The sequence below is a fragment of the Paraburkholderia solitsugae genome (assembly GCF_013177695.1).
Taxonomy (GTDB): Bacteria; Pseudomonadota; Gammaproteobacteria; order Burkholderiales; family Burkholderiaceae; genus Paraburkholderia; species Paraburkholderia solitsugae.
In genome coordinates this window covers 29,237-48,652 of record NZ_WOEY01000051.1, presented here as the reverse complement: position 1 = coordinate 48,652, position 19,416 = coordinate 29,237, and the positions used below count along the sequence as shown (strand labels likewise).

19 protein-coding genes and 1 tRNA gene are annotated in these 19,416 nt (G+C 60.3%); 10 read left to right on the top strand and 10 right to left on the bottom strand.

The annotated features are described in order from the left end of the window. Positions 1–43 precede the first annotated feature (43 nt). From GNZ12_RS12430 to GNZ12_RS12415, 4 genes are all read left to right on the top strand, one after another. Positions 44–133 (top strand) — tRNA-Ser (locus tag GNZ12_RS12430). Between the two features lie 469 nt (positions 134–602). Then, positions 603–1,313 carry an SDR family NAD(P)-dependent oxidoreductase gene (locus tag GNZ12_RS12425; protein WP_172310613.1) on the top strand — a complete coding sequence of 237 codons (711 nt, stop codon included), beginning with the start codon at positions 603–605 and terminating at the stop codon, positions 1,311–1,313. Between the two features lie 73 nt (positions 1,314–1,386). After that, a complete protein-coding gene (locus GNZ12_RS12420; RefSeq protein ID WP_172310612.1) occupies positions 1,387–1,623 on the top strand; it encodes a tautomerase family protein in 237 nt (78 codons plus the stop codon). A 482-nt stretch (positions 1,624–2,105) separates the two neighbouring features. Beyond that, positions 2,106–3,017: a LysR family transcriptional regulator gene (locus tag GNZ12_RS12415; protein ID WP_172310611.1), complete on the top strand. Its 912-nt coding sequence runs from the start codon at positions 2,106–2,108 to the stop codon at positions 3,015–3,017. Positions 3,018–3,093: 76 nt separating this feature from the next. Here the strand turns inward: GNZ12_RS12415 and GNZ12_RS12410 are convergent, their stop codons facing one another. Both GNZ12_RS12410 and GNZ12_RS12405 read right to left on the bottom strand, forming a co-directional pair. After that, complete coding sequence (locus GNZ12_RS12410) at positions 3,094–4,350, bottom strand: MFS transporter (protein WP_172310610.1); 1,257 nt, start codon at positions 4,348–4,350, stop codon at positions 3,094–3,096. 119 nt (positions 4,351–4,469) lie between these two features. Continuing rightward, positions 4,470–5,396: a LysR family transcriptional regulator gene (locus GNZ12_RS12405; protein ID WP_172310609.1), complete on the bottom strand. Its 927-nt coding sequence runs from the start codon at positions 5,394–5,396 to the stop codon at positions 4,470–4,472. Between the two features lie 161 nt (positions 5,397–5,557). Between GNZ12_RS12405 and mug the strand changes: the two genes are divergently transcribed. Together mug and GNZ12_RS12395 are read left to right on the top strand one after the other, a co-directional pair. Then, on the top strand, positions 5,558–6,115 hold the full coding sequence (gene mug, locus GNZ12_RS12400) for a G/U mismatch-specific DNA glycosylase (RefSeq protein ID WP_172310672.1): 558 nt from the start codon (positions 5,558–5,560) through the stop codon (positions 6,113–6,115). A gap of 470 nt (positions 6,116–6,585) precedes the next feature. Then, positions 6,586–7,044 (top strand): hypothetical protein, encoded by a 459-nt coding sequence (locus GNZ12_RS12395; protein ID WP_172310608.1) that lies wholly within the window; start codon positions 6,586–6,588, stop codon positions 7,042–7,044. A gap of 28 nt (positions 7,045–7,072) precedes the next feature. Here GNZ12_RS12395 and GNZ12_RS12390 read toward each other — a convergent pair whose 3' ends face one another. From GNZ12_RS12390 to GNZ12_RS12380, 3 genes are all read right to left on the bottom strand, one after another. Continuing rightward, positions 7,073–7,477 carry a RidA family protein gene (locus tag GNZ12_RS12390; RefSeq protein WP_172310607.1) on the bottom strand — a complete coding sequence of 135 codons (405 nt, stop codon included), beginning with the start codon at positions 7,475–7,477 and terminating at the stop codon, positions 7,073–7,075. 85 nt (positions 7,478–7,562) lie between these two features. Beyond that, positions 7,563–7,790 carry a hypothetical protein gene (locus GNZ12_RS12385; protein ID WP_172310606.1) on the bottom strand — a complete coding sequence of 76 codons (228 nt, stop codon included), beginning with the start codon at positions 7,788–7,790 and terminating at the stop codon, positions 7,563–7,565. 219 nt (positions 7,791–8,009) lie between these two features. After that, positions 8,010–9,230, bottom strand: coding sequence for a Bcr/CflA family multidrug efflux MFS transporter (locus GNZ12_RS12380; RefSeq protein ID WP_172310605.1), 1,221 nt, complete (start codon positions 9,228–9,230; stop codon positions 8,010–8,012). 247 nt (positions 9,231–9,477) lie between these two features. Between GNZ12_RS12380 and GNZ12_RS12375 the strand changes: the two genes are divergently transcribed. The 4 genes from GNZ12_RS12375 (at position 9,478) to GNZ12_RS12360 (ending at position 13,662) form a co-directional block, all read left to right on the top strand. Further along, entirely contained in the window at positions 9,478–10,074 is a 597-nt protein-coding gene (locus GNZ12_RS12375; RefSeq protein ID WP_172310604.1) for a hypothetical protein, read from the top strand. A 411-nt stretch (positions 10,075–10,485) separates the two neighbouring features. Next, entirely contained in the window at positions 10,486–11,769 is a 1,284-nt protein-coding gene (gene hemL, locus GNZ12_RS12370; RefSeq protein WP_172310603.1) for a glutamate-1-semialdehyde 2,1-aminomutase, read from the top strand. Between the two features lie 72 nt (positions 11,770–11,841). Continuing rightward, positions 11,842–13,011, top strand: coding sequence for a bifunctional diaminohydroxyphosphoribosylaminopyrimidine deaminase/5-amino-6-(5-phosphoribosylamino)uracil reductase RibD (gene ribD, locus GNZ12_RS12365; protein ID WP_172310602.1), 1,170 nt, complete (start codon positions 11,842–11,844; stop codon positions 13,009–13,011). A 15-nt stretch (positions 13,012–13,026) separates the two neighbouring features. Further along, the gene (locus GNZ12_RS12360; RefSeq protein ID WP_172310601.1) at positions 13,027–13,662 is read left to right on the top strand and encodes a riboflavin synthase; all 636 of its coding nucleotides are present in this window, start codon (positions 13,027–13,029) and stop codon (positions 13,660–13,662) included. A 33-nt stretch (positions 13,663–13,695) separates the two neighbouring features. On the opposite strand, the gene GNZ12_RS12355 is transcribed toward GNZ12_RS12360, so the two are convergent. The 5 genes from GNZ12_RS12355 to GNZ12_RS12335 all read right to left on the bottom strand — a co-directional run bounded on the left by GNZ12_RS12355 (position 13,696) and on the right by GNZ12_RS12335 (position 19,324). Further along, entirely contained in the window at positions 13,696–15,129 is a 1,434-nt protein-coding gene (locus GNZ12_RS12355) for a TolC family protein (protein WP_172310600.1), read from the bottom strand. Between the two features lie 5 nt (positions 15,130–15,134). Then, the gene (locus tag GNZ12_RS12350) at positions 15,135–17,303 is read right to left on the bottom strand and encodes a peptidase domain-containing ABC transporter (protein WP_172310599.1); all 2,169 of its coding nucleotides are present in this window, start codon (positions 17,301–17,303) and stop codon (positions 15,135–15,137) included. A gap of 14 nt (positions 17,304–17,317) precedes the next feature. After that, positions 17,318–18,577: an HlyD family secretion protein gene (locus GNZ12_RS12345; protein WP_172310598.1), complete on the bottom strand. Its 1,260-nt coding sequence runs from the start codon at positions 18,575–18,577 to the stop codon at positions 17,318–17,320. Positions 18,578–18,851: 274 nt separating this feature from the next. Further along, a complete protein-coding gene (locus tag GNZ12_RS12340; protein WP_172310597.1) occupies positions 18,852–19,133 on the bottom strand; it encodes a hypothetical protein in 282 nt (93 codons plus the stop codon). Next, on the bottom strand, positions 19,130–19,324 hold the full coding sequence (locus GNZ12_RS12335) for a hypothetical protein (RefSeq protein WP_172310596.1): 195 nt from the start codon (positions 19,322–19,324) through the stop codon (positions 19,130–19,132). The genes GNZ12_RS12340 and GNZ12_RS12335 overlap by 4 nt, the downstream gene beginning before the upstream one ends. Positions 19,325–19,416 lie beyond the last annotated feature (92 nt).

The window sequence follows — 19,416 nt, the reverse complement described above, 5'->3', positions numbered from 1 at the left end:
CAAGCCCCGCAACGAGGATTTTTCAGGTTACAATTTCCGGCTTGGAGGTGTGGCCGAGCGGTTTAAGGCACCGGTCTTGAAAACCGGCGAAGGAGTGATCCTTCCGTGAGTTCGAATCTCACCGCCTCCGCCACCACACCTGTTCAGAAGTTCTCGCACAATCCCGCAAAGCCCATCACAACAAGGCTTTGCGGCGACTTCACCCCTCCCCGAGCGTTCCAGAAAGGCCGTCACATCACAGGCGATTCGCTTGATGCGGCATGGCCCGAGTTCGCCCTGTCAGTACCGCAATAGACCGTCCCGGCCGAGCGCACGAAAAGCGACACGGCAGCGGTCGCCCATCGGCACCCCACGAAGCGCGGCAATCGTCCACGACGCCTGGCGAGTGTCCACGGATCTCGCGCTCAATTCTCCAGATGTCCGTCCACCATGGGCTGGCCGCCAAGCACGGCGGCCGCAGGACGCATTTGTACCTGGCAAGCATGACTGTTTGTCCATGGCGGGTATTCGAGTTCAGCGCCAATGCGCCTAGATTTCATACCCATCGGAGCCCGTGGCCCGATCAGCATCTGATCCCAAACATCTCATCTGGAGGCTCAATCATGAGCACATCACAAAAAGTTGTCGTCGTTACCGGCGCATCGCAAGGCATTGGCGCTGAACTGGTCAGCGCGTTCCGCAAGCTCGACTATCGCGTCGTCGCAACCGCACGTTCGATCAGGCCCACCGACGACCCCAATATCGTGACCGTCGCAGGCGATATTGCCGACCCCGCTACCGCGCATCGCGTGATTTCCGAGGGCGTCGCCCGCTTTGGCCGCATCGACACGCTGGTCAACAACGCTGGCATCTTCATCGCCAAGCCCTTCACCCGCTATACCGCGGAAGACTACGCGGCTGCTATCGGCGTGAACGTCTCCGGCTTCTTCTACATCACACAACTGGCCATCGCCGAGATGGAAAAGCATGCCAGCGGTCACGTGATCACCATCACGACCAGTCTGACCGACCACGCAGTCGACGGTGTACCCTCGGTGCTGGCATCGCTGACCAAGGGCGGCCTGAATTCGGCCACCAAATCGCTTGCCATCGAATACGCAAAAAGGGGTATCCGCGCCAACGCCGTCTCGCCGGGCATCATCAAGTCACCGATGCACCCGCAGGATACGCATGCGGCGCTCGGCGCACTGCATCCGATGGGTCACATGGGCGAGATGAGCGATATCGTAGGCGCTGTCCTTTATCTGGATGCGGCGCCGTTCGTGACCGGCGAAATCCTGCACGTGGACGGCGGCCAGAGCGCCGGCCACTGATAACGGGTCACTGATTCCCCCGGGCGCCGCTGGCCGGCGCCCTTCAAGTCAACCAACGATCACAGAGGGCAACATGCCTTTCGTCACCATTCAGGTTACCCGCGAGGGGTCCAAACCCGGCAACGATTCCGTCACTGCCGACGAAAAAGCCCAGCTCATCGCAGGCGTCAGTCAGTTACTGCTCGACGTGCTCAACAAGCCGCTCGAATCGACCTTTGTTGTCATCGAGGAGGTGAACACTGAGAACTGGGGCTGGGGTGGATTGCCGGTCGAACTCTATCGCAAGCAGCGAGGCCAGAAGCCGGCCTGAACATCGGGACCTGTCCGGCGATTCAGGCCAGGTGGTCTTCGTCGAATGAACGCTGGGCGCAACGGGAGCGGGCAAAGCCCCCTTCCCGTGCGCCCCTATTCATCTGCAACGCGGAACAACATCGATCGCCTTGCCCGCTAGTCCGCGAATTTCGGCAATCGGTTAGTACTCTCCTTCATTTCGAACTCCAGCTGGGTCATCAACCCGGCCGCTGGCTGCCAGTGCAGGCATGCTGGCACCGATCGCCGGCGCGCGAATGATCGGCTTTTCGATACCCAGTCAACGCAGTAAGGCGGGATGGTCTGTCTGGTTGATCATGCCGCGTCCTCCTCGATGCCCCTCGCGCTATATCCTGATATTCTGTACGGCCCCTTGTGCCGCACCGAAGGCGACCGCGCCGCCCGTTGCGTTCACTCCGCGGCCGTTCCGGGCGCCCTTCTACCCGAGCAAAAAAGCGCGATAGCGAAGGTCGTCGAGAGCCTATGCAGCGTCAATTTGAAGATGTCCTTCTGGGCAGTATTGAACTGTTCTGTCTCGCGGCTGAACTCGAGAGTTTTACGCTTGCCGCGACCGCCGCAAGCGTGACGCCGGCCGCCGTCAGCCGTTCAGTCGCGCGTCTGGAGGCGCGACTCAATGTGCGCCTGTTTGTGCGGACAACCAGACAGATCCGGCTGACGGATGCAGGAAGGCGATACTTCGAACAATGCCGGCAGGCGCTTAGCCTGCTGACCGATGCCGAGCGTGAAGCAACCGGGCAGCAAACCACACCGACAGGCGTATTACGGATCAGCATGCCGACACCGTATGGCCACTATCGGGTGCTTCCCCTGCTTGCAGACTTTCGTGCGCGCTATCCCGGCGTCACGGTCGAAGCGCACCTCAGCAACCGCAATATCGACTTTGCGGAAGAAGGCTTCGATCTGGCCATTCGCGGACGTGCGCCGAGCGACTCCGGTCTGATCGCGCGAAAGATCGAGGATGCGGAACTGGTGGTGGTCGCTTCGCCGGCTTATCTGCGCAGCGCCGGCAAACTGGAAACGCCGGATGATCTGATCAATCACGACTGCATCCAGTATGCGCGGCCAAGTACCGGCCGCAATCTCCTGTGGGTGTTCAACCAGAAACGCAAGGAGACAGAAATGATGACGCACGGTGGTTGCGGGTCGTCGGGCGATGTGCTTTCCGGGGTGACCCTGGCGCGCCATGGGGCGGGCATCTTTCAGACCTATCGCTTCATCGTCGACAAAGACATCGCCGACGGAACGCTCAAGGAATTGCTCATCCCTTATGGCGGTTGTTCACGACCCTTCGTCCTGATCTATCCGCACGCGCGGCATCTGTCGTCGCGCGTACGGAGCTTCGTCGACTTCCTGATGGAAAGACTAGGATCGTAGCGTGTCAGTCCGACCGTGAATACGCGACACGCGCGTTGTGCGTGACTGACATCGTCCAATTCGGCACTCGGGCCGGCTAACGCATACGCGCCCATTGAGCGAGCCCGGCACAGGTGGCCAGCAATGCGCCGGTGACGAAAAACACCGAGTGCAGTCCAAACAGGACCCCGATCTGGCCACCGATCACAGGGCCGATCACCTGGCCGCTAAACTGGGCCGATTGCAGATAGCCGAGCATTTGACCGGTCCTGCTCTCATCGACCGACTGTCTCGCCAGCTTGGCAATGGCGGGCAACAGGCCAGCGAGCGTCATGCCCATCAATACGCGCAATCCGGCGAGTTGCCACCACTGGGTGACGAACGCTTGCGGGACCATCACCAGACCAGTGAGCACCAGGCAGCCGATGATGACATTCCAGCTGCCGATGCGGTCAGCAAGCGCGCCAAGCCGGGCCGCCGTCAGGACGCTGCCCAACGCGGAACACGCCATCACCACACCGGCGATGCGCGCCAGATGATCCGTTCCAACATTCAGGCTCCCGATATAGACGGTGATGATCGGCTCGATCGACATATTGGCGAGCAGGACCATCATCGCCGTCACGAGGATCGTCGCCACGACCACGTAATCCGTGCGACGAGTGGGCGCGACGGTCGTATTGGCGCCCCGCCCCCTGGCGTCAGTAGCCGGATGAAAGTCCTCCTTCACGACGAAGATGGTGAGTAGCGCGGCAATGGCGATCATCGCGCCGCCGGCGAAAAACGTGCCGCGGATTCCGATCCATCCCGGCAACAGTCCGCCGATCAGTGGCCCGATCAGGTTGCCCGCAAGCGCGCCGGTCGACAGAATGCCCAACGCCCAGCCGGCCCGCTCACGCGGCGCCTGCGTGCCGACCATGACGGTGGAGGCCGACGCATAACCGCCGACGAGCCCGGCGATCAGTCGCAGCCCGACCAGTTCATAGACGTTATGCGCCATGCCGATCAGCGACATCACGACGGCCATGCCGAGCGCCGCGCGAACCAGCATCGGCTTGCGGCCATAGCGATCGGCAAGACGCCCCCAGAGCGGCGCGGTCACGGCTGTGCCAAGAAACGTCGCACCGAACGCAACCCCGGACCATTGGATAACCGCCGACTGGGATTCGACGCCGAGCTGGCGCACGTACAACGGCAGGAACGGCAACAGCATGCTCAGACTGACTAGCGTTGTGAACGACCCGATCACGCAGACGGCAAGATTGCGCCGCCAGTAAGTCTCGTTGCGCTCGGTATAGCCGCGCAAAGCCCCCTGCAAAGGGTTTGATGAGGAATGAGCGATCGCCTGTTCCATAACTGCCTCCCGAATACGGGCGCCCGCTGGGTACCCTGCCAATGATGGGAGTCAGTCTAGATTGAATCGAATTGAGGGAGAATCGCCGTCATACGGAAGACATTCTTCCGCCGCAAGGTTCAATCCGTATCGGTGAAGTGTTGCAGTTGCTCGAAATGCTGGCGCAGACGCGGTGCCGCGAAATCGACAAAAGCGCGCACCTTGAGGACCGACAGGCGTCCGTGCGGCGTCAGGAGGTGAACCGGGAGAGGTGAATGCTCGCTATCGCGCAACACGATCTTCAGCGACCCGTCCTTGACCTGTTCGGCAATGTGATACGAAAACATCCGGGTGACGCCGTGGCCGGCGACTGTCGAAGCGATCGCCGCCCGGATCGTGTTGACGATAAAGCGCGGGGCCAACTGCACGACCTGAGGAATCGCCGAACGGCCGGACGGCGGAAAGCTCCAGGAATCCAGCCCGAAATGCGTCATCGAGACGATCTGATGATGCGCGAGATCGGCCGGTTCGTTGATGGCGGGATGGGTGGCGAGGTACTGCGGCGAAGCCGCGACGACGCGGCGGACTTCGCCCACCGGTATCGCGATCAGCGTCGAGTCCGCGAGATGCGCGATACGCAGCGCCACGTCGATTCCTTCGTCGATCAGGCTAACTGGACGGTCGAGCAGTTGCAGGCGGATCGGAACAGCGGGATGGCGCTCGATGAAATCGTCCAGTATTGGCCGCAGCACGTCCTCACCGGCGGCAACAGGCGCGGTCACGGTCAGCAGCCCCCGCGGCGCCGACCGCTCGTCTGCCACCAGCAAATCGGCCTCCTCGAGATCGGTCAGGATGCGCCGGCAGGCCGATGCATAACGTTCGCCCGCCGCACTCAGCCGGATCGTCCGCGTCGTCCGGTGCAGCAGCGCCGTTCCGGTGTGCTCTTCGAGGAAGGCGATGGCGCGGCTCACCGCCGCCGGGGATCGCCCGAGCCGACGTCCGGCACCAGCCAGGCTGCCTTCGTCCAGCGTGGCCACGAACACCTTCATTGCGTCGATCCGGTCCATATGTTTAGCGTAGGTCCTCGATGTCAACCGCACTTCCAAACCGCCACCGACGCGGTTATGCAGCGTGAGCGTCGAGTATAAAGGTGCTCCCCAGTATGCAATCAGAAGACGGTATCGTTGAGGTAGCCTGTTGCTCCCGCGCGGCGACTCGAATGGACTTCATGAAAAGGCTTACACCATCCGTGACTCACTCCGATTCACTTCAAGGTCTGCCCGATATCCTTGAACCGGGTTTATCGGTCGTGTTTTGCGGCATCAATCCGGGCGTCCAGGCGGCATCGAGCGGCCGGCACTTTGCCGGCAGAGGCAATCGGTTCTGGCGCGTGGTTCATCTTGCAGGCTTTACGCCTGAACAGATTAGTCCCCAGGACGACCGCACACTTTTGCAATATGGCTGTGGCCTGACAACCGCGGTCTCGCGTCCGACTGCACGGGCCGGCGAACTATCGCAATGGGAATTCAAAGCGGCAGCGACGGAATTCGAGCGGAAGATTGAACGATATGCGCCGCAATGTGTTGCCTTCCTCGGAAAGATGGCGATCTCCGCCATGTCCGGCGAGCGCGACATCCACTGGGGCCTGCAACCGGCAGCATTCGGCGGTGCCCGCGCATGGGTGCTGCCAAATCCCAGCGGCCTGAACCGGACATTCAGCCTCGACGCACTGGTGATGGCCTATCGGGAACTTCGTCTTGCCGTTGCGCCGGTTGGTTCGGTTTGAAGAACTCGCACAGTGATTGCGCAACGTGTCAAACGGGTAAGCAACTGTAAATGGAGCCCGATTAGACCGGGGTTTCGTAATTTGCTGTCACACGGCAGGCCGAACGAATCCCTCGCCCGGTTCCTCCAAGTCATAAACAGGGAGGAATCATGCTCAAATTACTGGTTGCGATAGGTTTCGCACTGGGCCTTTCCGGATGTATCGTCGCACCGCCGTACGGTTACGCGCCGGCATACGGATATGCCCCCGGCTACTATGCTGCCCCGAGCGTCAGCGTGGGGGTTGGCGTTGGCGGTTATTACGGCGGCCGCGGGCGGTGGTAATTTCTGGCTAAGCTCGTTCTTGACCGAGCTCGTACCAGCCAATCTCTCGGCACCGCCCGCATTAAGGGGAACCCCTCCCTCAACATTTCGCTCCCATGGTCGATATCAGGACTATCTGTGCCGTCAGCACACGCCAGGGAGTCGCTCATGAAAGTCCGTACTTTAGCCGTTGCACTGATTTGGGTCGCCGCGAGCGCGGGCGTATCGTCCGCGCTTGCAGGCACGTCAACGACGCCGTCCGAAGACGATAGCGCAACGGTGTTCGGCTCAGCGAGGCTGTCGAATCTGCAAGACGTCGGCGGCAGCGCGAAAGCTGGCGCGTCGGCGGCTATCGTGGGCGCCAATGCGCTGCGAGGCGCAAGCGGCAACATCGGCGTGAACCTCGCAGCCGGGGCGCTGAATGCGCAGGCCAACCAGATCGCCCTCATCAGCACACCGCAGGCCGCGATCGCCTCACAACAGAATCTGCATACCGTCGCGCAGTTGACGGGCAACACCACCGCGAAACTCGGCGCCGGTTCGCTGGTGGCAGTGAGCGGCAACGTCGGCGTGAATATCGCGTCCGGCGTGGGCAATGCCCAGTTCAACGGGCTCGTGATTCACTGAACCGGCCACGCCTCGGCACCGCAACGGCTTAAACCAGCGCGGTTGCCTCGACCTCGACCAGCAAGCCGTAATGCAGGTGCGGGACCGGCACGACGGCACGCGCCGGTCGCGCCTCGCCTGCCCAACGCGCGTAAATCTGATTGAAGCTCGCCCAGTGTTCGACATCGGCGATACAGACACGCACCTGCACCAGTTGCGCAATGCTGCTGCCGGCGCCTTCGAGCGCCGCCTGCACATTCGCCAGCACCTGTTCGGCCTGGACTTCGAACGAGGCTTCAGCGAGCTTCTCGCCCTGTGCGTTGATCGGCAACTGTCCCGAGACGAAAACAAAACCATTCGCGATCGCGACGTGACTGTAATGACCGCCCGGCTTTGCCAAAGCAGCGGGATTGTCCATGTGCGGCAGACGCGGGTCTTGCTGGCTAACAGCCATGAATACAACTCCAAAAGGGATGGCGCCTTCGCGGCGTATGACTACGCGCAGGACGCTGCATGCCACCCACTGTGCGTGTCACACGCTAAGCAGGCACATCCAGCTTCTCACGCGCATCGGCGCAACGGCGATTCAGGTCGCGATGTATCAACTGGCTGTCGAGCAGCGCCGATACATCAGACAAACCGTAATCAAAGCGCAAGACGTATTCGATGTCTGTGTAATCGTGATAGGCGCCGCTGTCTGCCAGCTTCTGCGCTTCGGCGAAGGCGGCATGTTGCCGCTCGCCGTTCATCAAATCTCTGATCGCCATGATTGCCGCTCCGAGGAACAGTGGCTCCATCATAGCAATGCAAATCGGATCGCACGGTAGCGCGCGCGCAACACCTGGTGTTTTCCGTAGACACGCTGGTTAGCGCGGGACGCAGACGCAAACTTGCCGCGCGTTTCGGCTAAGGAACAACGATCCGCCTTGAGCAACGGATTCCCGCCTGAAACAACCTCATACAGCCACAAGCTGCCACAAGCAGCCTCAAACGGCAGCGACGGGCACCTTCATTCCGTGCCATTTGACGACCAGAATCCGGCCGACATAACACAACACGCCAGCAACGCCCACGACGATGCCCATGCCTTTGGGCGAGCCATCCTGCCAGAGTCCGACTGCGAGGCTCGCCAACGCGCCGAGCGCCAATTGCACGGCGCCGAACACGGCGGCCGCGGCGCCGGCATTCACGGGATACCGATGCATCAGATCGGTCGTGCAGTTAGCGGACAACAGCCCCACCACCCCGACCACGAAGAACAGGCCGAAGACGATCGACCACAACCCGCCCCACCCCGTCAGCGAGACAAGACAGACGAACAGGGACGCGATGCAACTCACGGTCGCGGCGAACGAAATGATCGGTAGCGAGCCGAGCCGGCCGACGAGGCGCGTATTCATGAAGTTGCCGAACATGATGCCGACGATATTCAGCGCGAACAGAAAGCCGTAATGCTGCGCCGATACATGGAAATATTCGATGTATACGAACGGCGTCGCGGTGATGTACGCGAACATCGACGCGAACGCCATGCCGCCGCACAGCATGTTCCCCCACGCCACCGGATCGCGCAGCAACTTGCCATATGCACCGAACGATTTCAGCAGCGCCGAATGCGCACGCTTTTCGGGCGGCCACGTTTCCGGCACCTTGAGAAACGCGGTCACCGCGCACACCGTACCGAATAGCGTCAACACGACAAAGACGACACGCCAGCCGCCGAGCAACAGCAACTGACCGCCGATCAGCGGCGCGAGCAACGGCCCGATCGACGTAACAATGGCGAGCATCGACAGCACGCGCGCGGCATCGGTCGGCCCGTGCGCGTCGCGGGCGATTGCGCGCGCCAGCACCGAGGCCGCGCCCGCGCCGAGCGCCTGCACGAAGCGGAACGTCACTAGCGAACCGATCGAAAACGACAGCGCGCAGGCCACGCTCGCCAGCGCGTACATGATGATGCCGCCGAGCAACACGGGCCGGCGGCCATAAGTGTCCGACAGCGGACCATAGAGCAGCATGCCGATCGAAAAGCCGAACATGAAGCTGGTGAGCGTGGTTTGCGCGGCGCCGGTGCTGATGGCGAATGCCTGCGCGATCGTCGGCAGGCTCGGCAGATACATATCGATGGAAATCGGCCCGCATGCGGCGAGCGCACCGAGCAACAGAATCAGCCGGCCATCGGGCCGGCTTCTGGTGACATGAGACATGGGAATCCAGATGAAGCGCCGCGCCGTCATCGGCAGCGAAACGCGGTGAAACGGGGAAAACAGCAACTTGACGGCCCCAATTGTACGCGACGGCTAAACCATCCTCCGCGCCGTGCCTGGCTGGGCGGGCCACGCATGCGCCGCGGCAGGCGCGCCGCCGATCAGTTAAGCTGCCGCCAGAACGCTTCCTGGCGTGACACAGACCTGTCCGCTGCGCCCTTCCACACTGTCCTGCCCCGCCTCTGACATGACTGCTTTCCTGCTGATCTGGAGCCCGAAGAAATGGCCGTGGCCCGAGTTACCTGACGTGGCGAAGCGGGTCGCCGCGGGCGTAGCGGTGGCTGACGTGTGGGGTTGCGGATTTGCCCGCGGCATCCTGCCGGGCGACCGCGTGTTCCTGCACCGTGTCGCCGAGGAACCCAAGGGCATTTTCGGCTCCGGCTATGTCACGCGTGCGCCGTACGAAGTCCCCGACCCGGCGACGAAGCGAGGTTACCGGTTGTGCATCGACTTCGTGTACGACTGGGTGGTCGACGCCCACGAGGGCGTCGTGATTCCACGCGAGATGTTGCGCACGCACCCGTTTTCGGTGCAAACATGGGACGCGCAAAGCTCGGGCACGGTGATCAAGCCGATCGCCGAAGGCGCGTTGGAAAAGCGCTGGGCCGAGCTCACGGGTAAGCGCAAACCGCCTCAGCTTGACGTGCCGACGGGCCTCATTCGCTCCAGCAAGGTAACAGCTCACAAGGCGGCAGCGGAAAAAACCGCGGCAGAAGGTCGCGCGAAGACGAATGCGGAGCCTGCGACGAAGCAACCGGCAGCGAAACGCGTACACAAGGTCTAAGCGCCGACCCAGGGTTGGTGAAGTACCGCTACAGCACGCGCAGCGCCGCTGGAAGTATGACTGCCTTGTCACCAGGGTTGAACGTGCGAGAACACAGATTCCAGATGCACCACTACCGTGGCTGCGCGGGGGACCCGCTTATGAGCTGGCGGTGTGAGCCGCTTTCTTTGCTTATCTTTCTTTGCGGCGGCAAAGAAAGTAAGTGCCGCCCCGCACAGGGGCAACGCTAATAGACCAATAACAATTCAAGGAAAGGCCCAAGAACCAGCATCTCACCCCCAGCACAGGGGCAAACCCAAAACCCCTTCCCCCCGACTCCGGTACAATTTCCCCACCAAACCCACAGCGCCGCGCGAAGCGCAAGAACCACAGCCCCCGCGCCGCTGCGCAACCCAAATTCCAGCCATCACCATGTCCAAAAACGAGATCCTCTTCGAGCGCGCGCAGCGCACCATCCCCGGTGGCGTGAACTCGCCGGTCCGCGCATTCCGATCGGTAGGCGGCACGCCGCGCTTCATCGAGCGCGCCGAAGGACCATACTTCTGGGACGCGGACGGCCAACGCTATATCGACTACATCGGCTCATGGGGCCCGATGATCCTCGGCCACGTCCACCCGGAAGTACTGGAAGCGGTCCAGCGTGTGCTGGCCAACGGCTTCTCCTTCGGCGCGCCGACAGAATCCGAAATCGAAATCGCCGAAGAAATCTGCAAGCTGGTCCCGTCGATCGAACAGGTCCGCATGGTATCGAGCGGCACCGAAGCGACCATGAGCGCACTGCGCCTCGCACGCGGCTTCACGAACCGCAGCCGCATCGTCAAGTTCGAAGGCTGCTACCACGGCCACGCGGACAGCCTGCTGGTCAAAGCCGGCTCGGGCCTGCTCACGTTCGGCAATCCGACTTCGGCGGGCGTGCCGGTCGATATCGCCAAGCACACCACGGTGCTCGAGTACAACAACGTCGCTGAACTCGAAGAAGCGTTCAAGGCGTTCGGCAATGAGATCGCCTCGGTGATCGTCGAGCCTGTGGCGGGCAACATGAACCTCGTGCGCGCCACGCCTGAATTCCTGCAAGCCTTGCGCCGCCTGTGCACCGAGTACGGCTCAGTACTGATTTTCGACGAAGTGATGTGCGGCTTCCGCGTCGCCCTGGGTGGCGCGCAAGAGGTCTACGGCATCACGCCGGATTTGACGTGTCTGGGCAAGGTGATCGGTGGCGGCATGCCGGCGGCAGCCTTCGGCGGCCGGCGCGACATCATGGCTCACCTCGCGCCGCTCGGCGGCGTCTACCAGGCGGGCACGCTGTCGGGCAACCCGATCGCCGTCGCCGCGGGTCTGAAGACGCTGCAACTGATCCAGGCGCCGGGCTTCTACGACACGCTTTCCGCCCGCACCACGCGTCTCGCGCAAGGTCTCGCGACTGTCGCGCGCGAAGCGAAGGTGCCGTTCGCGGCCGATTCGCTCGGCGGCATGTTCGGCCTCTACTTCACCGAATCGGTTCCGACCAGCTTCGCCGAAGTCACAAAGAGCGACGTGCCGCGCTTCAATGCGTTCTTCCACAAGATGCTCGACGCGGGTGTGTACTTCGCGCCGTCGGCGTATGAAGCGGGCTTCGTTTCGATCGCTCACGACGACGCGATCATCGACGCCACGATCGACGCAGCGCGCGGCGCATTCGCCTCGCTCGCGGCCTGAGGCCAACGAGACACAGAAGCCGCCGAAACCCAGACTCAATACTGCCTAGCCACCGCACCCGACCGGATACCGATGTTTTCGCAAACCGACTTCGTCCATATGGAACGCGCGCTCGCGCTGGCCAAGCGCGGCATGTATACGACTGATCCGAATCCGCGCGTCGGTTGTGTGCTTGTCAAGAACGGCGAGGTGATCGGCGAAGGCTTCACGCAACCGGCCGGCCAGGATCATGCCGAAGTGCGCGCGTTGAAGGACGCGCGTTCGCGCGGCCATGATCTGCGCGGCGCCACGGCTTACGTGACGCTCGAGCCGTGCAGCCATTTCGGCCGCACGCCGCCGTGCGCGCATGCGCTGATCGAAGCACAGGTCGAGCGCGTGGTCGCGGCGATGGAAGACCCGAATCCGCAAGTCTCCGGGCGTGGCCTCGCGATGCTGCGCGACGCCGGCATTGAAGTGCGTTGCGGGCTGCTCGCCAACGAAGCGCACGAACTGAACATCGGCTTCGTGTCGCGCATGACGCGCGGCCGCCCGTGGGTCCGCATGAAAGTGGCGGCTTCGCTGGACGGCCGCACCGGCTTGCCGTCGGGCGTGAGTCAATGGATTACCGGCGAAGCGGCACGCGCCGATGGTCACGCTTGGCGCGCCCGCGCATCGGCGATCCTGACGGGCATCGGCACCGTCAGGGAAGACGATCCGCGCATGACCGTGCGTGCCGTCCACACGCCTCGCCAGCCACAACGCGTGCTGATCGACAGCCAGCTCGACGTGCCGCCTGAAGCGCAGATCCTGGCCGGCGCACCCACGCTGATTTTCTGCGGCAATCTCGATGAGCGTCATACCGAGCGAGCGAGCGCACTGCGTGATCGCGGCGCGGAGATCGTGCAACTGGCGAACCCAGCGGGCAAGGTCGACCTGCCCGCTGTGCTGAAAGTGCTCGGCGAGCGTAACGTGAACGAACTGCACGTCGAGGCGGGCTACAAGCTGAACGGCTCGCTGCTGCGCGAAGGCTGCGTCGACGAACTGCTGGTCTATCTCGCGCCAAGCCTGCTCGGCGTAGACTCGATGAGCATGTTCAATCTGAACGCGCCGGAAACGCTCGAAGGCCGCATGCAACTGAATTTCCATGCAGTCGACCGGATCGGCGACGATCTGCGGATTCTCGCGCGCTTTGTGCCCCGCGCCGAGCCGCAACCGGCACCTGAAGCCGGGACCGATTCCGCCCCCCAACCCACTTCGAATTGATCAAGGATTAGCACGATGTTTACAGGAATCGTCGCGGCAGTCGGCCGCATCGAATCAGTCAAACCCCTCGGCACCGATGGCGATGCGGGCGTGCGCCTGAACGTCGAAGCCGGCGGCCTCGATCTCGAAGACGTCCAGCTCGGCGACAGCATCACGATCCAGGGTGCCTGCATGACGGTCGTGGAAAAGGCCGCGCATTCGTTCGAAGTGGACGTGTCGCGCGAAAGCCTGAACTGCACGGTCGGTCTGGGCGAGCCGGGCGAAGTCAATCTCGAGAAAGCACTGCGCGCGCACGACCGGCTCGGCGGCCATATTGTCTCCGGCCACGTGGACGGCCTCGGCACGGTCACGCGTTTCGCGCCGGTCGGCGAATCGCACGAACTGCGCGTGCTGGCGCCGCGCGAGATCGGCCGCTATCTGGCTTTCAAAGGCTCGATCACGGTTAACGGCGTAAGCCTGACGGTCAATTCGGTTAATGATCGCGACGACGGCTGCGAATTCTCGATCAATCTGATCCCGCACACCGTGCAGGTGACGTCGCTCAGGAATTTGCGCGAGGGGTCGCCGGTCAATCTGGAAATCGATCTGATTGCGCGGTATGTGGAGCGGATGCTCAGCACGTCTCAGGACGGCCATAAGCCGTTGAAATAAATTGACTTTCCAAGAATCGGCCGTGTACTGTCCCTAAGGAGACCAGAACCCAAGGTTCCCGAGGCTTAAAGCCAGTCTTAGCCGGGAGGTCCGCCACTTCGAGACGGCAAGCACGCGCTGCTTGCGCGCATCGGTCAGCGCCACCTGAGCATTCAGCAGTTCCGTGAATGTACCGACGCCCTCCCTGTAGCGCCCACGTGCAATTTCGAGCGAGCGCTCGGCAGCGGTAAGCAAATCCTGAGAGATTCCAAGGTTCTCCGTGTTTGTCAGCAAACTTTCGTAACTCTTCCATACGTCAAGCGACACCTGTAGTTCCGTGTTTTGCAGGTTCGCCTCTTCGGCATCGGCCTGCTGCTCTGCCTGTTCGACCCGATAGCCCGATGCGAAGCCTTCAAAGAGAGGAATCGTCAACTGGATACCAATCGTGCTCCCCCTGCTACCTGTAACGGGAAGCTGTTCGGGTTGCTGCTGATACGACGGATTATTTGCGGTGAGGTTACCCACAAGCGAAATAATGGGCCGGCCCCCCGCTCGCACTGAATCGACGTTCGCGCGTGCGGCTTCCAATCGGGCGCGCGCAGCAAACAGTTTAGGCTGCAGTGTCTTCGCTTCGTCAATCAGTTGATCCACGTTTTGCGCAAATGCCGCATTGTCGACCGCCGGCTCCGTCGAACTGATCCTTATAGGCGTATTCGCGTCGAGTCCCATCGCGGTCGCAAGCGTTCCAGTGGCGGCTGACACGTTACCTTCAGCGCTCACACGGTCGAGCACCGCGCGCCGGTAGGTCGTTTCAGCCTGCAACTGGTCGCTCATGGCGCCAACGCCGCCACCGTGCTTTGCGGTTGTATCGGCGAGACTGTCGTGTGCCGTGCTCTCCGTCGCGCGCGCGGCTTCGAGTGATGCCTGTGCATCACTAAGGTCGTAGTAGGCTTGAGCAGCCATAAAAAAGATGGCCTGGAGCGTATCGTCCTGTGCCGCGTTTGCGGCGGCCAGCAGAGCCCGCGCCTGACGCAAATCAGCACTGCGCTTTCCAAAATCGAACAGTACCCAGCCGAAGTTCAACATTCCATAGCGGCTCGACGAATTTTGCGATGAAGCAATCGAACCCGCACCGAGGGCACTTGCGTTGTAGGTTGTCGCCAGTGTGTCACGCTCGATGCCCGCCGTCGCATCGAGCGTTGGCAGGTAGGCGGCCTCACTCACCCCAACAGCTGCCGCCTGAGCACGTACGTTCGCCCATGCCTGCCTCGTTCGCGGGTTCGCGCAGATCGCTTGCAGCAGCACGTCTTGCAGACCCAGCGCACGATCCGCCGCTTCGGGCAGACATGATTCGTTCATCAGGAGAGGCCCAGCCGGAGAACCTGATATGGTCTGCTTCGTCCCGTAAATGTCTAGCCACTGGGCGCTCGCGGTCCGCGCGAGACACAGGACCACCATGCCCGCGGCGAGAAGGAGGCGATGCGACATGGACCTCACCGACCAGACACTGCGACGTCCGCGCCGGGTGTCGTTGATGCAGGTGCTGACGTCCGTCGATCGTAGGCCACCTTGCCCGCGTCAAGGACAATGACCCGTGACGCGGACGCGATTGTTTCGGGGCGGTGTGCGACGATCAGGCGAGTCATCTGAAGCGCGCTCACCGCAGCATTGACCTGCTGTTCACGCTGGACGTCCAGGTGACTCGTTGCCTCGTCCAGCACGAGAATCCTGGGACGTTTGTAGAGCGCCCGCGCAAGCAACACGCGTTGCTTTTGCCCACCCGACAGGACCGTACCCATGTCTCCGACTAGCGTGTTGTAGCCCATCGGCATCGCGACGATATCCGAGTGGATTGCGGCGAGCCGTGCGCATTCGGCGATCCATTGGGAATCAGCCTGCGGATCGAAAAAACAGATATTGTCGGCAATCGATCCGGCGAACAGAACGTCGTCCTGCAAGACCGTACCAACGAGCGAGCGCAGCCGCTCGATGCCAAGGCGGTCAACATCAATACCACCTATGCGCACCGTACCGGCAGTCGGTCTGAGAATGCCGAGCAGCACATTGACAAGCGTAGTCTTGCCGCATCCTGACGGCCCGACGACGGCGACTGATTCGCCTGGTTCGATGCGAAACGAGACGCCGTTTAGAACCTGCGGCTCGCCTTCGGCGTACTGGAACGTCAGATTATCGGCCTCAATGCTTGGCACAAGGTTATCCCCTTCTCCCGGCACATGACGCATGACCGTATCGGGTTCAGGTTGTGCGAAGGCAATATCCGCCAGGCGCTCGCCCTGGAGTTGCAACATCTTGACCTCGAAAAACCTGTCGATAAGGCTGCTCACGCGACCGTCAAACTGCATCTTGTATGCGTTGAATGCCATGAGCGCGCCAACAGTGAAACGACCGTCGAGTACAAGCCTTGCGCCTAGCCAGACGATGCAGATGCCCTCAATTCCGAACAGCAGTCCGTTCAATTGCTGGAAGACCAGTTGCAGCTTTTGCACACGCAGGCCTGCATTGATCTGTTCAACCAGGAGTGTTAGCCATCCCGCCCGCCGCTCGCCCTGACGGTTAAACAGTTTGATCGTCTTGACCCCGCGAACCGTCTCCAGAAAATTGGTCTGTTGCTTCGCCGTATGCACGATCTGTTTGCCACTAGCCTGACGTAACGGCGAATACAAGGCCCACCTCAACAGACCATAGAGAAGCATTGTCCCAAGCGCGACCATGCCGAGAATGGGACTGTAGACGAACATCATGGCGAGTGTGATTATCGTCATCACACCATCAATGATCGCCGTCAGAAACGAGGTGGTAAGGGTCTGCTGGATTGTATCGATTGAGCTGAAACGCGAAACGACGTCGCCGAGGTGCCGCCGCTCAAAATATTGAACCGGCAGGCTCAGGAGGTGAGTAAACATGTTCGCACGCCATTGCACGTTTAACGTTGTGCCGAAGTAAATCAAGGCCCAGGCCCGAACGGCGCTCGTAGCCTGCTGCATCAGCAGCAAAAGGCCAAAACCCAGTGCCAGTAACGTCAACAGATCGCGGTCCGCGGCGACGATCACATCATCGATCACCCATTGCAGAAAAAACGGTGACACTAGCGAGAACACCTCCAGCGCCAGGGCTAACACCAGGACTTGCCCGAGCGAGCGATATAACCCTGCGACCGGCCCAATCAATGTTCTCAGCCTGACGGCTGGGTCCGCATCACGAGGTTTGAAACTGCCGGTGGGCCACAGCTCAAGAGCGACGCCGGTAAACGAGCGCGACACTTCCTCGAACGTCAACTTGCATTCACCCCGCGCCGGATCGTGAATCGTTACACCGCGGCTATTTACTTCCCGAAGCACGACAAAATGACTGAAGTTCCAGTGCAGGATGCACGGCAGACGCAACTGGTTCAGGCTGCTCAGCCCCAGCTTGAGCGGACGGGTGCCGAGTTCAAGACGCCTCGAAATTTCGATAACGCGGTTGAGGGATGCGCCCTTGAGCGACAGCGAGAACTGGCCACGCAGTGTTGCGATATCGACGTGATGGCCGTAGTAACCCGCGATCATCGCGAGACAGGCTAGCCCACATTCCGCAGCCTCGGTTTGCAGGATGATCGGCAACTTGCTACCAATGCCGAAGGAAAGACGATCCAGAAGGGACATGAGTTGAAGTCGGGTTAGAGTTTGCCGGTCATACTGTAAAGTGGCTCAAGCACCCATTCGTAAAGGCGGCGGCGTTCCTGCAAGATATCCGCCTGGAGTGTCATGCCAGCCTCCAGCGCTTGCGGCTTGCCGTAAGCCGTAACGGTCTGTGATTTCAGCGCAACGGTGATCCGGTAATACGTGCGGTCACTCGCACTCTGGATACCACTTGTCGCGAGTTCGGCTGCAGACAGCGCGGTGCGCGCGATGGAGACTACGCTTGCCTGGTATTGTCCAAACTTCTGATACGGAAATGCCTGATAGCGAAGCAAAACGGGATCGCCGACACGTACAAAACCGATAGCGGCACTCGGCACAAACAGATAAGCCCGCCAGTGCGTGCCTTCAGGCACGATGCTCACGAGTGGTTGTGCAATGTCCACTGTCTGCCCGGGTTGTGCGATCACAGCAGTGACGGTACCAGCCTCGGGGGCGGAAATGACAAACTCGCGCTTTGCCTCGCTCTCGATCACAGTCTGGTCAACGGCGATCACTTCCCGTTGAATCTGTGCAATCTGGTTCTGATGCTGAAGAGACGATTCCGCAAGACTGCTGTTTGCCTCATGCAGCGACTGCATCATGCCTGTGCGGTCGCGCTCCAGACTCTCAAGCTTTGACTGCTGGTCAAGCAGGTCGGCCTGATGCTGCTGGGCCTGGTCCTTCGAAATGTAGTCTTTAGCAAGCAGGTTCTCATAACGGCTAGCCGCATCTGCTGCAATGGAGGTGCGGGTACGCTGCGAAACCAGTTGACTCTCAACGCGCGAGAGTTCGGCGCGCAGACTGGTGATTTTGTCCTGCAAGGTTTCGCGCTCGTCGGCCTGCAAGACGTGAGTCTTATCGATTTCCTGTAGCAGTGACTCTTTGCGCTGTCGTGCTTCCTGAATAAGCGCGGCCTGTGTATCTCCCGCCGTGCTTTGTAAGTCGGTCGAGATCGTGTACAGCGACTCTCCGGCATTAACAGACTGTCCTTCGGCCGCATTCAGTTTCAACACGACGCCAGCCTGTTGCGCGTATACCTTGACAAGACCGCCATCAGGCGTGATTACGCCTTCAACTGATGTTCGGCGCGTATAGCTACCGAAGACGAAAAGCAAAATGATGCAGGCTGCCATACACGCTTCAATTGCCGTGAGAAACTTAAAGGACAGCGGGCGGATCAGGAGAATCTCGCCAACTACCCGGGAGCCTTGCGCGTTTTGCGCCTCGCTACGGAAGAGTGTCGGTCGCTGAGGCATTAGTGCTTTTATAAGTCTGTATGGTTAGCTGTTTTTACTTCCGGTGGGCAGTCGATTCCGATTAGAAGGGCATCTGCTCAAGCATCGAAATCAAGCGAGTTTTTCACGGTCACTTATAAATCGAAAAACTGCCATATTAATTCGTGGATACGGCCCGAAATTTCAAATCGACTTTGCGTGAACACTTAGACAATTTGTTGATTAGTTCGCCCCCTTAAAGTATCCGCAGAGCAAATATTCCCCAGCAGTGCTGGGGAATATTTGCTATTTATCTTTATTTGCCGCCAGTAACGCGCTTGAGACCACCAACTACGGCCCCACCAAGCATCCCCGCGATACCAGCAGCACCCCAATTACCACCCAAATAGCCTGCGGTAACCGCTGAGCCAACTCCACCATATACTGCATTGGTTAAAATTGCATAGACTATACCGCTTACAGCACCAGCATCTTGGTTTGGCTGGCCTTCTTGCTCCATTCCTCCGGACACGAATAAAATTTCGTGGTCAGTCAACTCCCGAAGATAGTGATTGCTGATTTCAATAGAATGATTCATTGGTTATTTCCTTTTCTATTAGCATAGTCAAAAAAAACCTCAGCCAAAACAACGGATAATACACCCACCACAACACTTTTCCATATTGATCCGTCCAGGATTTCAATCCTTCCTAAAATAAAATTTATCGCCACACCAAGCAGAAAAATCAAAACGATTTTCGCCATAATTTCATTGAAATTAATTTTCATATGCGATATTTTGAAGTAAACATAAATTCTTTGTGTAATCGACTTTGAAAATCGAGCGTTAAGTACCCAACGCTGTCAGGAGCTGCGTAACG

Coding starts and splice junctions, on each gene's coding strand:
- GNZ12_RS12405 (WP_172310609.1), bottom strand. CDS start 5,396: ATGGACCGGATCGACGCAATGAAGGTGTTCGTGGCCACGCTGGACGAA.
- GNZ12_RS12335 (WP_172310596.1), bottom strand. CDS start 19,324: ATGAAAATTAATTTCAATGAAATTATGGCGAAAATCGTTTTGATTTTT.
- GNZ12_RS12410 (WP_172310610.1), bottom strand. CDS start 4,350: ATGGAACAGGCGATCGCTCATTCCTCATCAAACCCTTTGCAGGGGGCT.
- mug (WP_172310672.1), top strand. CDS start 5,558: ATGAAAAGGCTTACACCATCCGTGACTCACTCCGATTCACTTCAAGGT.
- GNZ12_RS12380 (WP_172310605.1), bottom strand. CDS start 9,230: ATGTCTCATGTCACCAGAAGCCGGCCCGATGGCCGGCTGATTCTGTTG.
- GNZ12_RS12345 (WP_172310598.1), bottom strand. CDS start 18,577: ATGCCTCAGCGACCGACACTCTTCCGTAGCGAGGCGCAAAACGCGCAA.
- GNZ12_RS12390 (WP_172310607.1), bottom strand. CDS start 7,477: ATGGCTGTTAGCCAGCAAGACCCGCGTCTGCCGCACATGGACAATCCC.
- GNZ12_RS12420 (WP_172310612.1), top strand. CDS start 1,387: ATGCCTTTCGTCACCATTCAGGTTACCCGCGAGGGGTCCAAACCCGGC.
- GNZ12_RS12350 (WP_172310599.1), bottom strand. CDS start 17,303: ATGTCCCTTCTGGATCGTCTTTCCTTCGGCATTGGTAGCAAGTTGCCG.
- GNZ12_RS12415 (WP_172310611.1), top strand. CDS start 2,106: ATGCAGCGTCAATTTGAAGATGTCCTTCTGGGCAGTATTGAACTGTTC.
- GNZ12_RS12395 (WP_172310608.1), top strand. CDS start 6,586: ATGAAAGTCCGTACTTTAGCCGTTGCACTGATTTGGGTCGCCGCGAGC.
- hemL (WP_172310603.1), top strand. CDS start 10,486: ATGTCCAAAAACGAGATCCTCTTCGAGCGCGCGCAGCGCACCATCCCC.
- ribD (WP_172310602.1), top strand. CDS start 11,842: ATGTTTTCGCAAACCGACTTCGTCCATATGGAACGCGCGCTCGCGCTG.
- GNZ12_RS12360 (WP_172310601.1), top strand. CDS start 13,027: ATGTTTACAGGAATCGTCGCGGCAGTCGGCCGCATCGAATCAGTCAAA.
- GNZ12_RS12385 (WP_172310606.1), bottom strand. CDS start 7,790: ATGGCGATCAGAGATTTGATGAACGGCGAGCGGCAACATGCCGCCTTC.
- GNZ12_RS12375 (WP_172310604.1), top strand. CDS start 9,478: ATGACTGCTTTCCTGCTGATCTGGAGCCCGAAGAAATGGCCGTGGCCC.
- GNZ12_RS12340 (WP_172310597.1), bottom strand. CDS start 19,133: ATGAATCATTCTATTGAAATCAGCAATCACTATCTTCGGGAGTTGACT.
- GNZ12_RS12355 (WP_172310600.1), bottom strand. CDS start 15,129: ATGTCGCATCGCCTCCTTCTCGCCGCGGGCATGGTGGTCCTGTGTCTC.
- GNZ12_RS12425 (WP_172310613.1), top strand. CDS start 603: ATGAGCACATCACAAAAAGTTGTCGTCGTTACCGGCGCATCGCAAGGC.